Source organism: Bacillus sp. LR_5 (assembly GCF_042709275.1).
This window is the reverse complement of the sequence record NZ_JAVAXX010000129.1, coordinates 1-17,416: the sequence shown is the minus strand read 5'-3', so window position 1 is coordinate 17,416 and position 17,416 is coordinate 1. Positions and strand designations below refer to the sequence as shown.

Genomic DNA, 17,416 nt, shown 5'->3' with positions numbered 1-17,416 from the left:
CAAACTGCAAAGTTTATGCCAAAAAAAAGTTAACTGCGGCCAGCGCAGTTAACCTTTTTTTAATAATTCATATTGTTCATTTGGTTTTGATTTTGGCCTTGGCTTTGGTTTTTGTTATTTTTCTTGAACATTTGCTGGATGCGCTCGAGTGTTTGAGGGGCTGCGTCTAAAATTTTCTCTATTAAATGGGTATTTTCATCTAAATGAAGCATTCTGATGCCTGTCGATCCGACAATTAAAAACGCGATCGGCGTAATGGACACACCGCCCCCGCTTCCGCCTCCGAAAGGAAGTTTCTGTTCTCTTGTCTCATCGTCTTCCGATTTCTTTTCGGCCGGCTTTCCGCCAAACTCGCTTCCGCCTGCGGCGAATCCGAATCCAACTTTAGAAACAGTTAAAATCACACTTCCATCAGGCGTTTCCACTGGATCTCCGATGATGGTGTTAACATCAATCATTTCCTTCAAGTTTTCCATTGCGGTTTTCATTAAACCTTGGATGGGATGGTCTGCCATATACGCTTCCTCCTTAAACTGATGAATCATTCTTTGAAGTCATTCTAGCCGACGGATTCTTCTTTAATACGGATAGCTCCCGTCCGTATTTGACGAATTTGAAAGCTGCAAGCATAGCATGTCCAAAGCGAAAAAAGAATATACACTGAAAATGGGTCTTGGAAACAGGGACTTGAAACGACGGGATCACCTCATAGACAGGTTTATTCACAAAGTCCAGGTGGTCGTAGAGCATTGCTGCGATACCGCCCTTCACACCCCATACAGCACCTGTTAACACACCTGTCACTGCCGCGTCCTGAATTCCGATTACTGTAACCCATTCTAGTTTTGTGATATGTAAATGCGCGAGAAAAGACGCGCTGATTTTTCGCAGTCTGGTGACCTGATGCAAAAGCATTTCGATTTTATTAATGCTTTGCTGCACATCGTTTTGTGTAATTTTTTTCTTTCCGCTGCTTTTTTTCATTTTGGATTCAGTTTTTTGTTTGATATCCACTGTTCCGTCTTCTTTGTTCACCTTAATCGCCGGGATTGTTTTTTTGATCCTTATAAGGCCAAACAGCGCCGTAATCTTCAAGGTCAATTTGTCATTATCACCGGCATGAAGATACTCCAGCGCAACATGGATTTTCATTCTGAGAAGCAGTACGATCCCTATGAGAATAAGAATGGCTGTCAGTACATACACCATATTCTTCACTTCCTCTAGGAGCATTATCGCCAATTCCTAAAAAAATAAACCCGGACGGAGGTCCGGGTTATCGGTTATTTGCGGTATAATTTTTCATGCACCACGGTAGTATCCGCGATGTAATCATGAATCCCTTGTTTTGTAGGTGAAAAAGCAACAACGATATATAAAATCCAAATCTTATCAATATACCGTCCAACCACTTCACGAAAAATCACTGTACTCCATGTCAGCTTGCTATCTTGATTCACAGAAACCACTTTGAGGCCGAACACCATTTTACCAAGCGTCTGCCTGAAGTATTTAGTCATGAGTGCGAAGTAGGCAAGATACACAATAAGCGTTGTTACACTGTAAGCCGAGAAGGTAAACATGCCGGATGTTTTCGGCAGATCCAATACAGTAAAGAGGGGAGAAACGAGCAAATGGTTTAATCCCCATATCACGAGCCAATCAAGCAAGAAAGCCCAGAAACGAACCCAAAAGCCAGCATAGGCATGTGTCAGCTGCTCCGCTTCTTGCGGGCCTTTGATGTCATTGCGCTCTAACTCTTCATATGTCGCGTCCATTATTGTTCCCTCCTACTTCGCATAGAGATACATCATTCTCGGCGAACCGGATTGCGATAGAATTTCTCTCATATTCAAAAAATCAATTTCACTTTTAAACATTTTGTTCGCGCCCATGGAAAACAGTGAACCTAATCCGAAGCTTTCCTCATAAGAAATGACAGAGGCGTTTTTCAAATCCTTGTGATCCTTTTTCATCGCCGTAATGGTATCGTCATAAAAACCAAGCTCATCAACGAGGTTCAGTTTTTTCGCCTGCCGTCCGTCATACACGCGGCCGTCCGCAATTTTCTTTACCTCTGCTTTCGACATGCCGCGCCCTTTTGAAATGACATCAACAAAGCCTTCATACGAATTATCAACCATCGATTGCATGATGTTTTTTTCTTCTTTCGTCATCTCACGGGACGGAGACATAATGTCCTTATGGGCCCCGCTCTTAATCGTTTCAAAAGAAATGCCAAGCTTATCGGCAAGCTTTGAATAATTGACGCTTTCCATAATGACGCCGAGTGACCCGGTCAGGGTTTCCGGTGTCGCAAAAATCTTATCAGCCGCTGTTGAGATGTAATAGCCTCCTGATGCTGCCATCGAACCCATTGACACGTAAATCGGTTTTTTCGTTTCTTTCTTGATTTCTTCCAGTTTCTTATGTATTTCAGCACTTTCATACACTCCGCCACCCGGAGAATTCACCTTCAGAACGATACCTTTGACCGTCTTGTCATCTTTTGCGCGCTCAAGGTTTTTTAAGAACGTTCTGTGGTTATATCCGTCTGCACCAAGCAGACTGCTTGAGTCCCCATTATCCTGAATGGTGCCGCTGACCTCTAATACGGCAATTTTACTTGAGAGACTGCCGTTTTCCAGCGTCTTTTCCTGCGATTCATCCGTCAGTGATGTGAGATCCGTTTGAGCGCCTTTGACGCTTTCAAAGAAACTCATAGAGATGCTGACGATAATAGACACGCCGAAAATCCCCAGAGCAATCACTAATGCAATCCATCTTTTTGCATTCATTTTTTCTCCTCCTTTTTCCTAAACTCTCTCATTATACGATTCAATATGAAAAATGTTTCACTTCATGAGAAAGCTCCGGCTTAACGGGCTGCCGGCAAACGTGGTACACTTATGGCCAAAGGTATTTTATCACAAATACTGGATGGCAGAAAAACTTAAATATGACAGCAAAGGGGAAATGGGATATGACCGATCAACGCCGTAATGTTTATTTTTTTCACAAACAGGATCAGGAAACGAACGAACAAGCCCGCTCGTTAACACAATTGGCGGAAGAGCATGGATTTACCGTTGTGAACCAGCAATCAGACGCCAATATTATCGCTAGCATTGGCGGGGACGGCACATTTTTGCAGGCAGTCAGAAAGACGAATTTTCGTGATGACTGCTTGTACGTCGGCATTACCAAAAAGGGGAAAGCTCATTTATATTGCGACTTTCATAGTGATGAGCGAGAAAAAATGGTCGATGCAATGACGTTTGAACAAATTGAAGTGAGAAAATACCCGCTGATTGAAGTGACAGTGGATCAAGCCAGTCCTTTTCACTGCTTAAACGAGGTATCCATCCGCTCAAGCATCATCAAAACCTTTGTGATGGACGTGCTGATTGACGATCTGCACTTTGAAACGTTTAGAGGTGACGGAATGATTATCTCAACGCCTACAGGGAGCACCGCCTATAACAAGTCTGTTGCAGGAGCGGTTGTTGATCCATTGCTTCCATGCATGCAGGTATCTGAGCTTGCATCCCTTAACAATAACACCTACCGGACACTCGGCTCGCCATTTGTCCTCAGCTCTGACCGAAAGCTGACCCTTCGTGTGGTGCAGGACGGAAATGAGCACCCGATTATCGGCTTGGACAATGAAGCACTCAGCACGAGAAATGTGAAAACGATCGAAATCAAACTGTCTAATAAGAAAATCAAAACAGTCAAACTAAAGGACAATTCATTTTGGGAAAAAGTGAAGCGTACTTTTTTATAGAAAATAAAAGGACAGGCTAATGCCTGTCCTTTTATGATTTCTCATATACAATCTGGCCGTTAATCACGGTTTTTTTAATATCTAAAAGATGAAGCTGTGCGGGGTCAATGGCAAACGGATCACCACTGAGAACTGTAAAATCCGCGTCATAGCCTTCCGCAATTTTTCCGCGTGACTTCTCTTTATAAATGATACCGGCGCTACCTTCTGTATAAAGCTTTATCGCTTCATATACAGGTAAACATTCACTTTCATTATAGCTTGGCCCGTTTTGCTCATGACTGCTTTTCCTGAGGACCGCGGACTGGATCCCTAGAAGCGGGTCAACAGGCTCAATCGGGGCGTCTGAACCGCCCGCGCATAAAATGTCTTTAGATATGAGGGTTTTCCAGGCAAATGCAGTCTTCATCCGGTCTTTTCCGAGACGGTCAATGACCCACGGAAAGTCGCTTGCAACGAAATGCGGCTGAAGATCAAGTGCGATCGGCATGCGTGCTGCTCTCTCGATTAATTCGTTATCAAGCACTTGAGCATGAATAAGCCGATCATGCCGGCCGTTTTTGGGCGGATGCTTTTCTATTGCGTTCAGCACTTTTTCAAAAGCAAGATCTCCGATTGCATGAACAGCAACCTCCATCCCTTTTTCTCTCGCTTTGCGAATGAGCCGGCCAAGGGTTTCGTCATCGTGAACCTGAACACCATTTGTTGATGGATCATCCTGATATGGTTCTTTCAACAAAGCCGTTCTCCCGCCAAGCGCCCCGTCCGCAAAGATTTTCATCGCACCAAACTCCACATAAGGGTCGGACGGCTTATCCAGCTGCTCCCATCGATCGACAGCTTCATGATGAACGAGCAAATGGCAGCGGAACGGATACTTTCCGCCAGCGACAGCTTTCTCATAAGCTTTCATCGGCACCGAAACATCACCATAATAGGACAAGTCTTCCGAATGACCGCCCGTCAGGCCTTTTGTCCAGCAATCCTTTATTGCAGCCGTTAATGCCTCATCAACATAGTGCTGAGAGACTGGCGGGACAGCCTTCAGAATCAAATCCTGCGCCTTATCAAACAGGAGTCCGGTCGGCTCGCCATTTGCATCTTTTACGATGACTCCGCCGTCAGGATCAGGAGTATTTCTTGAAATTCCAGCTGCTTGAAGAGCCGCAGAATTGACAGCTATTGCATGCCGGCATATACGCTTGAGCAAGACGGGCCTGTCAGGAAACAGGCGATCAAGATCATGCTTAGTCAAGTAGTCAGGTGTCTCAAACTGATTTTCATTCCAGCCCTCTCCAATGAGCCAATCGTTTTTAGGAAGCTGCCGCTCTCTTTCCTTCGCAGCCTGTAAAATTGAATCTTTCGACGTCAGTGCGGACAGATCGAGCTGAAGCTGTTTCTCACCGTGGCCGATCAAATGTAGGTGGCTGTCAACAAAACCGGGGAACATCACTGCACCGTTCAGGCTGATTTCTTCTGTTTCCGGTGACCCGTACTTTTCCTTCAAACGTTCATAGCTGCCGGTGCCTTTTATAACACCATCCTCAACATAAACTGCCTCAGTCCGATCGCCTTCTTCGAGCATCGTATAAATGAAACCGCCGTGCCATATCGCCTTCATTCACGTTCACTCTCTTTCTTTACGCCTTTTTATTGGCTTTGAGCTGTTCTTCACGTTTTCTTAATTCCACTCGTCTGATTTTTGCAGAAGCCGTTTTCGGCAGGCTTTCCACAAATTCAATTTCTCTAGGATATTTGTATGGAGCGGTAATCGTCTTCACATGGTTTTGCAGCATTTTGACAAGCTCATCACTGCGTTTTTCATGATTTTGCAGGACAACATATGCCTTTACGATGGAGCCTCTGATTTCATCAGGGCTTGCGACAACAGCACATTCTTTTACTTCTGGGTGCTTAACAAGCGCGTCTTCCACCTCGAAAGGCCCGATCGTATAGCCGGAGCTGATAATAATATCGTCATTTCGGCTTTCAAACCAGAAGTAACCTTCCTCATCTTTTCTTGCTCTGTCTCCCGTTAGGAAATAATCGCCGCGAATTTGTGTTTTCATTCTTTCCGGATCTTTAAAATACTCTTTAAAGAGCGCAGGCGTACTGAGGTGAACAGCGATATCGCCAACCTCACCAGGTTTGCAGATTTCACCGTCTTCATTTATGATCTCCACCTGATTTCCCGGTGTCGGTTTTCCCATGCTTCCCGGTTTAATAGGCGTATCTTTCAAAACACCAACCAAAAGCGTGCTTTCTGTTTGGCCATATCCGTCCCGTACCTTAATGCCAAAGTGCTTTTGGAAAACATCAATGACTTCACGGTTGAGCGGCTCACCTGCGGAAACAGCGCTGTGCAGGGCAGAAAGATCAAAGCGTTCCAAGCCTTCAACCTTCGCCATTAAGCGGTATTCTGTCGGAGTGCAGCAGAAAACATTGATTTTGTAGCGATTTAAAAGCTCTAGATATTTTTCTGCTTTGAATCTGCCGTGGTACACAAAACCGGTTGCTCCGCTGCCAAGCACCGCTAAAAACGGACTCCATACCCACTTTTGCCAGCCAGGGGCAGCAGTTGCCCAGACGATATCCTTTTCAGAAATATCAAGCCAAGCGCCGGCAGAAGTTTTTAAATGAGCAAATGCCCATCCATGTGTATGTACAACACCTTTCGGCTGACCTGTTGTCCCGGATGTATAAGATAAGAAAGCCATATCATCTCTTGTTGTGTCAGCTGTTTTAAATTGGCTTCCGTCCGCTTCAATTGATAAGAGGTTTTTCCAGCCGGCATCATTTTCACCAATAGACAGTGTAATCAGTTTGTCAGCCGTACTGACATCCCGGAAAGCGCCAATAAATTCTGAGTAGACGATAGCGCCTTTTACCTCTGCATGTTCAATCCGGTATTCAAGATCTTTCGCGCGAAGCATTTCGGAGCACGGAATGACAACCATTCCTGATTTCAGGATAGCCAAATAAACAGCATAGGCTTCAAGCACCCGCGGTACCATTACAATCAGCTTGTCTCCCTTTTTAAATCCAAGATCAGCTAAGGCAGCTCCGATTTTATTTGTTTCTTCCATCAGCTTTTCATACGACCAAGATTCTTGCTTGCCCGACTCGTCCTCCCACAGAAGAGCGGTTTTTTGTCCAGCAGCACTGAACTTTTCCATTTCATTCACTAAATTATATTGCACAGGGGCAATTAAATCTTCACGTTTTAACACGAACAACTCCTCACTTTCTCCACCCATTATACATAAATACAGGCTCTTTCCGTAAGGATATGCCTAAAAGCAACCTCTGTAAACATAGATTTTATAGGCCGCTGGTCCTTTTTTATATGTAAAAAATGAAAAAGAGTGGGGATACCCCCACTCCTAAGCCATTATGTGAAATTGTAAATTAGAATTGTCCTCCGCCCATGTTTTGTTGAGCAAAAGATACAAGACGTTTTGTGATCTCTCCTCCAACAGAACCGTTAGCGCGAGAAGTTGTGTCTGCTCCAAGGTTTACACCGAATTCAGAAGCGATTTCTAATTTCATTTGGTCGATCGCTTGAGCAGCTCCTGGTACTAAAAGGTTGTTGCTGTTACCTGAGTTATTGTTAGCCATGTGTCTCACCTCCTTGTGACTATAGAATGTGTCAAAACACATGGCTTCATTCAGAAAAACTTTGGTAATTGTATACAGGAGCTGAAAATTGATTTAAAAGAGTTCAGCGAATTTATCGTTAGCTTCTTGTTCGCTATACAGGGTCATTGACTCAATGTTATCTACCGCTTCTTGAATATACGGCTCGAAATCAACAAAGCTTTCAAAGTGTTCAATTTTCTCTTTTTTAGGGCGTGTTTTCGGGCTTGGCGGTGTAAAGATCGTGCAACAGTCTTCAAACGGCTGAATGCTTGTCTCATATGTGCCAATTTCCCGTGATTTTTCGATGATTTCTGTTTTGTCCATGGCGATTAGCGGACGCAAAATCGGTGTTGACGTCACCGCATTAATTGCATACATGCTTTCAAGCGTTTGGCTCGCTACCTGACCGAGGCTTTCTCCCGTAATAACGGCAAGCCCGTTTCTCTTTTCTCTGATTCTGTCGGCGATCTGAAGCATGAGGCGGCGGGTTGCCGTCATTGTGTAATTTTCAGGAATTTGTTTTTGAATGAGCTCTTGCGTTTTTGTAAATGGAACAATATGAAGTGTCATGCTTCCCCCAAAACGGGACAGACATTTCGCCAGATCCATTACCTTTTGCTTTGCGCGCTCGCTTGTGTATGGCGGGCTGAAGAAATGAACAGCTTCTACCGACAATCCCCGTTTCATCGCATAAAAACCGGCAACAGGGCTGTCAAAACCGCCAGAAAGCATCAGCATCGCTTTTCCTGCTGAACCAACTGGCAACCCGCCTGCACCTTTTTCATCACGAATTGTCAAAAATGTTGCTTCTTCCCTGATTTCGATTCTGAGCGGGATGTCTGGGTTGCGAACATCGACCGTCAATCCTTCTGTATTTCGCAAAATATGGCCGCCGATTTCAGCGTTCATTTGGTTTGTATCTAATTCAAATTGCTTATACGCTCTCTTTGTCGCGACTTTAAACGTATCACCTGGTTTATACTGATCTTTGATAGCCTTTAGTGCGGTTGCCTTAATATCATCAAGGCGGCTGTCACACTTAATTGCCAGGCTGAAGCTTTGAATCCCAAACACTTGCTTTAAATGAGGAAAAAGAGCCTCAGGATCCTCTCCATTTAATGTAATCGTCATACGATCCCTGTTGGAAAAGTATTTTAAATTCGGATAGTCTTTCAAAACGAGTCTAATGTTTTGTTTTAAGCGCTCAATAAAGCTTTTTCTGTTTTTGCCTTTGGTCGAAATTTCCCCAAAACGAATTAATATATGATCGTAATTCATGTTCTACCTCATCATTTTCCTTAATTTTTTGATGCCAGGACGAAGCGCGTTCATAAACGGTTCTGCCACATCGCTTGTCTGGCTGTAATTTAAACTGATTCTGATGCTGCTCCCGGCAATCTGCTCTCCTTTGCCCATCTCTAAGAGAACCTTGCTGGGCTTATGTTCTTTTGCCGAGCAAGCCGATGTTGTGGAGACAAAAATATCCTGTTCCTCAAGCATGTGTAAAAGCACTTCCGCTTTAATCCCCGGTACAGAGAAATTAATAATGTGCGGCGCGCTATTCATTTGAGGCGTGTTGATAACGACGCCCTCAATTTCACTCAGCCTTTTCATAAACAATTCCTTTGCGGCAGTCATCGTGTCAAGCCGTGTGTCAAAATCAGCAGAGGCAAGATTAATGGCCTTGGCAAGCGAAACCGCACCAGCAGTATGTTCTGTTCCGGCCCGTATGCCTTTTTGCTGAGAGCCTCCCGTTATGAGCGGAATAAGGCGTGTTCCCTCTTTTACAATAAGTGCGCCTGTCCCCTTCAGACCGTGAAATTTATGCCCCGAAATTGAACATAGATCAATGCCGGCCTTTTCAATGGCCAAGGGCACTTTATAGATGCCCTGCACATAGTCGACGTGGAACAAAATGTTCGGGTGCTTCTTCAGCACTTCTCCTGCCTCTTCAATCGGCTGCACGGAACCGACTTCATTGTTCACATGCATCATGCTGACAAGCACGGTATCGGAACGGATGGCTGCTTTTAGATCTTCAATAGAAACAAATCCGTCTTCATTCACAGAAAGATAAGTGATATCAAACCCGAACAACTCTTTCAGCTGTTCTAACGATTCCGTAACGGATGGATGTTCAATAGAAGTGGCAATGATATGTTTGCCTGTTTTTATCTTTGACAAAGCCGCTCCTTTTAAAGCCGCATTATTGGCTTCTGTAGCGCCTGACGTAAATACAATATCATATTTTTTTAGGCCTAAGGACCTTTTGATTTGATTTTTGGCTGCTTGAAGCAGCTGTTCCGTTTCGGCTCCATATCGGTGCAAAGATGAAGGATTGCCAAAGTATCGGCTGCTTGTCTGTTCATATACATTCAAGACTTCATCGTAAGGCTTCGTCGTTGAACTATTATCTAAATATATTATCTTTTTTACTCCTTTATGAAAGCGGTACAAGGTATGATATTTATGTTACCATAACAAAATTTAATAGAAAATTACGAAAAACTAGTATTGACTTCTAATTTTTTTACCATATAATAAGATTTGTTCGTTTCGTCATATTATCTGACAATTAATTGACAGAATATTTTAACATAATTATTAGGAGGATTTTTTTCATGAAACACTCACTGCCTGTCAAAGATACCATTATTATTGGTTTCATGCTATTTGCGTTATTCTTTGGAGCAGGAAATATGATTTATCCGCCGGAACTTGGACAAGCAGCCGGACACAACGTCTGGAAGGCCATCGGCGGATTTTTACTGACAGGGGTAGGCCTGCCGCTTCTCGGCATTATCGCCATCGCATTAACCGGTAAGGACGCAAAAGGCCTTGCTGACAAAGCGCACCCAGTTTTCGGCACAATCTTTACTGTCGTGCTTTATTTATCAATCGGACCATTATTCGCCATCCCGAGAACAGGAACTGTTTCATATGAAATTGGCGCTGTTCCGTTTTTGACTGGCATACCAGAAAGACTTTCTTTATTAATATTTACACTTATCTTTTTCGGCGTTACGTACTATTTAGCGTTAAACCCATCCAAGGTTGTCGATCGAGTCGGAAAAATTCTGACTCCCATCAAATTCACAATTATTTTAATCATTGTTCTCAAAGCCATCTTCACGCCGATGGGCGGATTGGGCGCCGTGACAGAAGCATATAAAGGAACACCGGTTTTTAAAGGATTTTTAGAAGGCTATAAAACAATGGACGCACTTGCTTCAATTGTATTTGGCGTTGTCGTTGTAAATGCTGTAAAAAGCAAAGGCGTTACACAGTCTAAAGCTCTTGCTGCAGCCTGCATTAAAGCAGGTGTGATTGCCGCTTTAGGCCTGACTTTCATTTATGTATCCCTTGCTTATTTAGGTGCAACAAGCACAAATGCCATTGGTCCTGTTGGTGAAGGAGCTAAAATTTTATCTGCGTCTTCCCATTATTTATTCGGTTCATTAGGCAACATCGTACTCGGAGCAGCGATTACAGTCGCATGTTTAACAACAAGCATCGGGCTTGTCACATCTTGCGGCCAATATTTTTCAAAACTTATTCCGGCATTATCATATAAAATTGTCGTTACGATTGTCACGTTATTCAGCTTGATCATTGCGAATTTCGGACTCGCGCAAATTATCGCGTTTTCTGTTCCTATTTTATCAGCTATCTATCCGCTTGCCATTGTCATTATCGTTCTTTCCTTCATCGATAAGATCTTTAAAGAAAGACGCGAAGTGTACATCGCATGCTTGATCGGTACAGGACTTTTCAGTATTTTAGACGGTATCAAAGCAGCCGGTTTTTCACTTGGATCTTTAGATGCGTTTCTAAATGCGAATCTTCCTCTTTACAGCCTCGGCATCGGCTGGGTGCTTCCAGGAATCGTCGGAGCGGTTATCGGCTATGTGCTGACCTTATTCATCGGACCATCCAAACAGCTTAATGAAATAAGTTAATGTCACAGAACGCCTGCGTTATTGCGCAGGCGTTTTGTAATAAAAAAAAGAGCCTGCTCATTACACTGCGGGCTCTTTTTCATGGTCGTGATTATCTAAGCGGATATGTCAGCTTTGATTTTTTCAACTGCACCTGGCGCAGCCTTTTCTACAGCGGCAGCGGCAATTTCATAAGAGTCGTCATAATCAAAAGCATAAAAACGTCTTTCCGCTTCTTTCAGCTGTTCAGATAAAATATGATTTTGGCTTCTGAACCGGTTTCCGAACTGAATGATTTTTTCAATGAGGATGACCTGCTCGACAAGTTCCTCTGATTCCCGGCTTGCCCTGTTGACGATTTCTTCTGCTTGCTTCAAATGGGCTCCGGCTTCTTCCATATTTAATGGAAGTTCGTTTAGTTGATTGACTGTTTCTTGAATATGATGATGCGCGTTCTCCAGCATCTCTTGAATATGGCTCGGAATCCCTGGAATGTTGCTAGTCTTCAGCAGTCTAGCTGTCTCAGAAATTGTTTTTTTCAAATTGCTGAGCGTCTCCCTCGCCTGAAGCTCTTCTTTTCTCAGCGCTTGCAGATTTTCACGATACTCGGCATGCTCTTTTTTCACTTCTTCAATTTGCTTCTCTATTGAAGCAACTTCTTCCACTAAAAGTGAGTAGGCGACATGCTCTGCATCAAGCTTATCTTTAACGGATGATAGCAGCTTTCCAATTTCATCAAGGCGCTTTTCAAAAGCCTGCTGTTTGCCGAGCTCACCGGCTGTCAGCCTGTAGCTTTCCTTCACCAGCTCAGTTTCCGCTTTTGTATGCTCTTTCTCTTCTTTAAGCTTGTCGTAAGCAATAATCAATTCAGGCATTTTGCTTAGTACGGATTGACCGGCTTCAACTTCGCCCTCCAGCTGCTGATAAACAGATTGAATATTTTCGTCAATGAGCTGCAGGATTGCGGACGCTTCATCAATATCCAGCTCAGTCATCAGGACATGTTCCGCTCGTTTCAGCTGGTTTGACAGATTTTCTAATTCCTTATCAAGCTGGATATGCTCAAGCTTGTACCCTTTTTCTTTCATTTCGCCATAGCCATCCTTGAGCTTTGCAATCTGTCCGGGCACCGTCTGTTTACAGTCAGCTAACAGCTTCGGCACATCATCTATGTATGACTGAAGCCGTTCAAGATTGCGGTCCTGCTCAAGCAGTACTTTTCGTGCAGTAATATAGTTTCCGCCTTCTGTTTCTTCTTCAAATTGTTTGATGCCGCTCCAAATTTCGTCCAGATCCTTTTCAAGGCTGTCATAAAGCTCCCCGTAAAGGTGGCTGTAAGCCAGCAGGTTTTTTCGAGATTTCGAATAGCGCTCCCTCACCTGTTCAATCTCTTCACGGCTCTTTTCCTCACTTGTGACAAGATCGCTGATTTCCCGAAGAATCTTTTCAATGCTTGATTCAGCCGCTGTCAGCAGGTCGTCGATATGAACGAGCACTTGATTGGCCTTTTTAAACCGGTATTTGTCTGCATTTTCCTCGGCATCATAAAGGAGCTCTTCAACTTTCGGCATGTGGGCTGTGACAATCTCGTCCCATTCTTCACGCCACTTCTCAAAGAACTCTTCTGTCTGACCCGTCATTTTTAAATGTTTTATTTTAGACATTTCTTCCACGATCGACCGATTCAGAATTTCAATCTTCCACGATTCCAGCCGGTCGATTTCGGCGTAGATTTTTTTCCTGAAAAAGTAGCCTGCCGCAAACAGCGCAAGCAGTACAATTAATAATCCAATGACAAACTCCATAATGAGCCCCCTTGCTGTTTACCTTAATCTGTCAGGGTGTTTTATTTATTCAGAAAGATTTCAGGATATGTATTGAGAAAAACTGTCGTTTTCATTGTTATTATGATACCATGTAACAAACATTTTTTGACCAGAAATCAAAAACTTTTTGTGCAAAATCGGCAGGATTTGACTATTTTTTCATGGGGTGACATCAATGCAAAAGCGAGACGGACATATTCACACACCATTTTGCCCTCACGGCTCCAATGACACACTCAGACAATATGCAGAAGAAGCCTTAAAAAAAGGGTTCGAATCGATTACTTTTACCGAACACGCCCCATTGCCGCCCTCTTTTACCGATCCCACGCCGCTGAAAGACAGCGCGATGGCGCAAGCTTCTTTGGAACGCTATATTCATGAAATTTCCGGATTAAAAAAAGAATATCGCGGACAGCTTAGCATACGGACAGGTCTTGAAGTCGATTATATCGCTGAATTTGAAGACGAAATTACATTATTTCTGGACACATACGGGCCATATTTAGATGACAGCATCTTATCCGTTCATTTTTTGCGCACAGACTCTTCCTATCTATGCCTTGATTATGACGAGCATACCTTCAAAGAGCTGATTTCAGCCTGCGGAAGCATTGAAGCGGTATATGAACAATATTACCGGAGTATCTATTCTTCCATTGTAGCATCTCTCGGCGTTTATAAGCCAAAAAGAGTTGGTCACATCACACTCGTCCAAAAATTCATCAAGCTGTTTCCATACAGCATGTCAGAACATATTCGCGGCCTCGTTTCCCTGTGCCTGAATGCCATTGAAGAAAACGGAATGGAGCTCGACTTTAATACTTCCGGCTTAAGAAAAACTTACGCTGGCGGTATTTATATCGAGGATTGGATGCTGAATGAAGCGAAGCAAAAGAAGATCCCGCTTGTGTTTGGGTCAGATGCCCATCAAGCGGGAGATGTCGGATATGCGTATGAGGCGTTTTTGGAACGGTGCTAGTTGGTGAGCGCCACGTCCCCTGTCCGGAAGACGCTTCTGATCCAAATCTTAATTTCTTCAAAATACATTTTATAAAAATACGGCTCGTGCGGCTGCATGTAGAGTACTTCTGAAATATATTGAGGCTGGAGATAGGGCATCATCAAGAGAGATTTTAATTGGAGAATAAAATGAGGCAGCGGCAGCGTTAAATATTCACGCTGTTTTTCTCCTTCCTCAATGATCAGCTGGAAGATATACTTTTCCTTCATTAGATATGTCGACATAATTTCCCTGATTAATGTGGAGTCAATTGTGACTTCCCGGTAGACAAAACGAGTTAATTGACGATGATTATGCTGATAGGATAAAATATCGAAAACCAATTGAAGAAGCTGTTCCTGCGTGCTTTGAGAAGAGATATTGCTTGCCGCTGTTTCAAGCGTTTTGCTGTAGCCTTCGTAAAACTCTGAAACTAAGTGTTCCATCAAGCCTCCTTTGCCTTTAAAATAGTAGGAGATGTGCGCAACATTTACATCAGCTGACTTTGCGATTTCACGGACAGACGTGCCAGAAAATCCTTTTTGGTTAAAAAGCATGACAGCAGATTCAATAATTTTGTCTTTGGTGCTTACTTTCATACGGCTCACTCCTTCCTCTTGATACTATTCAAGCAGAAAGCCGCTGTTCCTGTAAGAACTTATCGACAAATGCCGGCAGAAAAGCCGGAACTTTGTTTTATATTATAGAAAAAGTGAGGGTTTTCCATGTTCCATGTCGAAAAACAATCTGGAGATAAAGAAAAAGACTATCAGCTTCTGCTAAAACAGCTCGAAGCCATGACCGAAGACGAAACAGACCAAATAGCTAACTATGCAAATGCCTCAGCACTGCTGTATCATTCGCTGCCTGAAGTCAACTGGGCGGGTTTCTATTTTGCCAAAGAAGAGGATGGACAGCTTGTGTTAGGTCCGTTCCAAGGCCTCCCGGCATGTGTTCGGATTCCTTTCGGCAGAGGGGTTTGCGGCACAGCGTACGCAAACGGAAAAGTGGAACGTGTTGAGGATGTAAACGCGTTTCCGGGACATATCGCCTGCGATGCAGCGTCTCAATCAGAAATTGTGCTTCCGATTCGTGTAGACGGAAAAATTGTCGGCGTCTTGGACATCGACAGCCCAGTGAAAAACCGTTTCGACGAAATTGATGAAAAATACTTAACTCAATTTGCCGAAACGCTAGAAAAAGCGTTAGCGCAGTAATATAAAAGCCCAAAACTGATATCGTTTTGGGCTTTTTTTATTTTATTGAGTCATGAACCATCAAGCGGTTTTTCCCGCTCCGTTTCGCGCTGTAGAGCGCTTCATCTGCCTCATGCACAAGCTCTTTCAGCGACTTTTTTGTTTTTGTCGTCCAGCAGGAGATACCGCAGGAAATGGTTACCTCGGGTTTCGTATTTTTTCTGACCGCATAAACCAGTCGCTCGGTAATCCGTTTTCCCACTGCAACCGGCACATTTGGCAAATAAATCGCCAGCTCCTCTCCTCCCCAGCGGGCACCGACATCATGCTTTCGGATGTTGCTTTTAATCACTGAAGCGACTTGAATTAAAATCTCGTCCCCAGTCTGATGGCCGTACGTATCATTTACATTCTTAAAATTATCAATATCAACAAGAATAAAAACACCCTTTTGGTGGATTTTCATGCTGTATTGAATTTTTTCATCTAAATACGCTCGTGAATACAGTTCAGTCAGCTGATCTGTTTTCACGAGATGCTCAAGGCGGTCGCGAAGCATTGAATTGGTTACAGCCAGTGTCGCGTGATGAATCAGCGCCTGAAACAGCTTGTACATTTCAAATGTAAAAGCGTACAGCTCCTGTTTCAATAAAACCGCAAAGCCTAAAAGCCGGTCGTTTTGAATCATCGGAGCAGCCATCAGCGAGCCGTACCCCGCCTTCCCAAAAACAGACTGGCCATTCCCGATGAAAACCCCTTTTTCACCTTCATACAGCTTTTCTTTCAGCTCATTATAAAAATCTGACGGCTTCGCTTCTTTAAAAAATGCTGTGCTGCCTGGAAGCAATGTTAGGTTTTCAAAATGGTCTATATGAAAAAATCCCACTTCTTCTGCCTGAAACGATTCTGCCATTCTCACAGCCAGATCATTCATTGTATCAGTCAGTGTCAGCCGCTGATTCAGGCGGCGTGATGTTTCATTGATCAATTCCAAATTTGCGATGCTTGCTTTGGATTGTTCGTAGAGCTGGGCATTTTCAAACGCTTTTCCCGCCGCGTTTGCTAACAGCGACATTTCATCAAGGCAGGCATCAGTAAGGAAGCTGTCACCCGTTCCCTCAGCCTTCAACACCCCGTATGTGCCCTGCTGTCCTTTGATCGGAATATAGGCGACAGATTCATTTTTCCGCAAAATGTCTCCGGACAAATACACTTTTAGCGCAAAGGAATCGGATTTTTCCCCTTCCATATACAGCTCTTTTGCAGGTATCCCTAAACATTGGTCTTGATCGTGCGATATAAATAAAGAAAACTCAAAAAGAGAAAATGTGCTGGTCAAGCTTTCTAAAAGCTGCTTCAGCACATCTGTCTGATCAAGCAGTGAATGGAACAGCTCCGTCATTTTGTATATCTTTTTTTGGTAGATCGTTTTGTTATAGAGTCTTTCCTGTTTCATCGACTGGTTTAAAAATGAAGCAACCACGTCCGGAAGCCCTTCAGGAATCTCTTCATCCTGCCTGCACGCAAGATGGAAACGCCTGCCGGAGCCGTCCTCAATCAGATAACATGAAGCGTTTATTTTTGAAGAGGAAAAACGCGCTTCACCATCTGCCAGTTTTGTCACAAAGTCTGATGGTGACGGTGTAAGCGAAACACAAAGGGTTGAAAAATAGGTTTGAATAGCCGAAGTCAGCCATATGAAAGAGTCGGTGAATGTGACTTTTTCAGATTTGGTTAATAAAAAATCGAGCATATGATAATGAAAGGCGGATAATTGATCTTTAGTTTGTTCTACCATGTTTTTATCACCTAAAAGTTTACCACTAATTTTTGTTTATTATATCATAAACGGTGAAGCAATAATGGAGGAATGGTTGACTTCAAAACAAATAAATTATATAATGACCTTTGTGTGAAATATTGCAGCCTTTTTGTTCAGCTTCTATGTTTTCATTTTGTTCCTTATCAATAAGGTGTATCGTGTAACTCTCTGCTGCTGGAGCGAGGATACATGAAAACAAAATGTG

General features: G+C 43.4%; 16 protein-coding genes. 4 read left to right on the top strand and 12 right to left on the bottom strand.

Annotated features, from left to right (window positions below; genetic code table 11):
- Positions 1–59: 59 nt before the first annotated feature.
- The 4 genes from ytfJ to sppA all read right to left on the bottom strand — a co-directional run bounded on the left by ytfJ (position 60) and on the right by sppA (position 2,798).
- Positions 60–515: a GerW family sporulation protein gene (gene ytfJ, locus RAC86_RS22010; RefSeq protein WP_004398631.1), complete on the bottom strand. Its 456-nt coding sequence runs from the start codon at positions 513–515 to the stop codon at positions 60–62.
- Positions 516–528: 13 nt separating this feature from the next.
- Positions 529–1,209: a DUF2953 domain-containing protein gene (locus RAC86_RS22005; RefSeq protein WP_106073671.1), complete on the bottom strand. Its 681-nt coding sequence runs from the start codon at positions 1,207–1,209 to the stop codon at positions 529–531.
- A gap of 74 nt (positions 1,210–1,283) precedes the next feature.
- A complete protein-coding gene (locus tag RAC86_RS22000; protein WP_106073672.1) occupies positions 1,284–1,778 on the bottom strand; it encodes an RDD family protein in 495 nt (164 codons plus the stop codon).
- A gap of 12 nt (positions 1,779–1,790) precedes the next feature.
- The gene (gene sppA, locus RAC86_RS21995) at positions 1,791–2,798 is read right to left on the bottom strand and encodes a signal peptide peptidase SppA (RefSeq protein ID WP_015714516.1); all 1,008 of its coding nucleotides are present in this window, start codon (positions 2,796–2,798) and stop codon (positions 1,791–1,793) included.
- Between the two features lie 185 nt (positions 2,799–2,983).
- Here sppA and RAC86_RS21990 point away from each other — a divergent pair, with 185 nt between their 5' ends.
- A complete protein-coding gene (locus RAC86_RS21990; protein WP_015714517.1) occupies positions 2,984–3,787 on the top strand; it encodes an NAD kinase in 804 nt (267 codons plus the stop codon).
- A gap of 31 nt (positions 3,788–3,818) precedes the next feature.
- On the opposite strand, the gene RAC86_RS21985 is transcribed toward RAC86_RS21990, so the two are convergent.
- From RAC86_RS21985 to RAC86_RS21965, 5 genes are all read right to left on the bottom strand, one after another.
- Positions 3,819–5,408 (bottom strand): amidohydrolase, encoded by a 1,590-nt coding sequence (locus RAC86_RS21985; protein WP_377886024.1) that lies wholly within the window; start codon positions 5,406–5,408, stop codon positions 3,819–3,821.
- Between the two features lie 19 nt (positions 5,409–5,427).
- Positions 5,428–7,017 (bottom strand): acyl-CoA synthetase MbcS, encoded by a 1,590-nt coding sequence (gene mbcS, locus RAC86_RS21980; protein ID WP_369878019.1) that lies wholly within the window; start codon positions 7,015–7,017, stop codon positions 5,428–5,430.
- Positions 7,018–7,195: 178 nt separating this feature from the next.
- On the bottom strand, positions 7,196–7,405 hold the full coding sequence (gene sspA, locus RAC86_RS21975) for an alpha type acid-soluble spore protein SspA (protein WP_003223491.1): 210 nt from the start codon (positions 7,403–7,405) through the stop codon (positions 7,196–7,198).
- Positions 7,406–7,498: 93 nt separating this feature from the next.
- Positions 7,499–8,704 carry a tRNA uracil 4-sulfurtransferase ThiI gene (gene thiI / locus RAC86_RS21970; RefSeq protein ID WP_088326737.1) on the bottom strand — a complete coding sequence of 402 codons (1,206 nt, stop codon included), beginning with the start codon at positions 8,702–8,704 and terminating at the stop codon, positions 7,499–7,501.
- Between the two features lie 3 nt (positions 8,705–8,707).
- Positions 8,708–9,853 carry a cysteine desulfurase family protein gene (locus tag RAC86_RS21965; RefSeq protein ID WP_128993288.1) on the bottom strand — a complete coding sequence of 382 codons (1,146 nt, stop codon included), beginning with the start codon at positions 9,851–9,853 and terminating at the stop codon, positions 8,708–8,710.
- A 194-nt stretch (positions 9,854–10,047) separates the two neighbouring features.
- Between RAC86_RS21965 and brnQ the strand changes: the two genes are divergently transcribed.
- Positions 10,048–11,385: a branched-chain amino acid transport system II carrier protein gene (gene brnQ, locus RAC86_RS21960; RefSeq protein WP_063335797.1), complete on the top strand. Its 1,338-nt coding sequence runs from the start codon at positions 10,048–10,050 to the stop codon at positions 11,383–11,385.
- A 95-nt stretch (positions 11,386–11,480) separates the two neighbouring features.
- Here the strand turns inward: brnQ and ezrA are convergent, their stop codons facing one another.
- Positions 11,481–13,169 (bottom strand): septation ring formation regulator EzrA, encoded by a 1,689-nt coding sequence (ezrA, locus tag RAC86_RS21955; protein ID WP_014480561.1) that lies wholly within the window; start codon positions 13,167–13,169, stop codon positions 11,481–11,483.
- 196 nt (positions 13,170–13,365) lie between these two features.
- Here ezrA and hisJ point away from each other — a divergent pair, with 196 nt between their 5' ends.
- On the top strand, positions 13,366–14,172 hold the full coding sequence (gene hisJ, locus RAC86_RS21950) for a histidinol-phosphatase HisJ (protein ID WP_003229318.1): 807 nt from the start codon (positions 13,366–13,368) through the stop codon (positions 14,170–14,172).
- On the opposite strand, the gene refZ is transcribed toward hisJ, so the two are convergent.
- Entirely contained in the window at positions 14,169–14,792 is a 624-nt protein-coding gene (refZ, locus tag RAC86_RS21945; RefSeq protein ID WP_014477663.1) for a transcriptional regulator RefZ, read from the bottom strand. The genes hisJ and refZ overlap by 4 nt on opposite strands.
- Positions 14,793–14,918: 126 nt before the next feature.
- Here refZ and RAC86_RS21940 point away from each other — a divergent pair, with 126 nt between their 5' ends.
- Positions 14,919–15,410 carry a GAF domain-containing protein gene (locus RAC86_RS21940; RefSeq protein WP_014477664.1) on the top strand — a complete coding sequence of 164 codons (492 nt, stop codon included), beginning with the start codon at positions 14,919–14,921 and terminating at the stop codon, positions 15,408–15,410.
- A gap of 37 nt (positions 15,411–15,447) precedes the next feature.
- Here RAC86_RS21940 and RAC86_RS21935 read toward each other — a convergent pair whose 3' ends face one another.
- Positions 15,448–17,187 (bottom strand): diguanylate cyclase domain-containing protein, encoded by a 1,740-nt coding sequence (locus RAC86_RS21935; protein ID WP_377886023.1) that lies wholly within the window; start codon positions 17,185–17,187, stop codon positions 15,448–15,450.
- Positions 17,188–17,416: the final 229 nt, after the last annotated feature.

Bases quoted from the DNA above. Each gene is read 5' to 3' on its own strand.
- sppA (WP_015714516.1), bottom strand. From the start codon at position 2,798: ATGAATGCAAAAAGATGGATTGCATTAGTGATTGCTCTGGGGATTTTC.
- RAC86_RS22000 (WP_106073672.1), bottom strand. From the start codon at position 1,778: ATGGACGCGACATATGAAGAGTTAGAGCGCAATGACATCAAAGGCCCG.
- ezrA (WP_014480561.1), bottom strand. From the start codon at position 13,169: ATGGAGTTTGTCATTGGATTATTAATTGTACTGCTTGCGCTGTTTGCG.
- sspA (WP_003223491.1), bottom strand. From the start codon at position 7,405: ATGGCTAACAATAACTCAGGTAACAGCAACAACCTTTTAGTACCAGGA.
- RAC86_RS22005 (WP_106073671.1), bottom strand. From the start codon at position 1,209: ATGGTGTATGTACTGACAGCCATTCTTATTCTCATAGGGATCGTACTG.
- RAC86_RS21935 (WP_377886023.1), bottom strand. From the start codon at position 17,187: ATGGTAGAACAAACTAAAGATCAATTATCCGCCTTTCATTATCATATG.
- RAC86_RS21940 (WP_014477664.1), top strand. From the start codon at position 14,919: ATGTTCCATGTCGAAAAACAATCTGGAGATAAAGAAAAAGACTATCAG.
- hisJ (WP_003229318.1), top strand. From the start codon at position 13,366: ATGCAAAAGCGAGACGGACATATTCACACACCATTTTGCCCTCACGGC.
- ytfJ (WP_004398631.1), bottom strand. From the start codon at position 515: ATGGCAGACCATCCCATCCAAGGTTTAATGAAAACCGCAATGGAAAAC.
- brnQ (WP_063335797.1), top strand. From the start codon at position 10,048: ATGAAACACTCACTGCCTGTCAAAGATACCATTATTATTGGTTTCATG.
- thiI (WP_088326737.1), bottom strand. From the start codon at position 8,704: ATGAATTACGATCATATATTAATTCGTTTTGGGGAAATTTCGACCAAA.
- refZ (WP_014477663.1), bottom strand. From the start codon at position 14,792: ATGAAAGTAAGCACCAAAGACAAAATTATTGAATCTGCTGTCATGCTT.
- RAC86_RS21985 (WP_377886024.1), bottom strand. From the start codon at position 5,408: ATGAAGGCGATATGGCACGGCGGTTTCATTTATACGATGCTCGAAGAA.
- RAC86_RS21990 (WP_015714517.1), top strand. From the start codon at position 2,984: ATGACCGATCAACGCCGTAATGTTTATTTTTTTCACAAACAGGATCAG.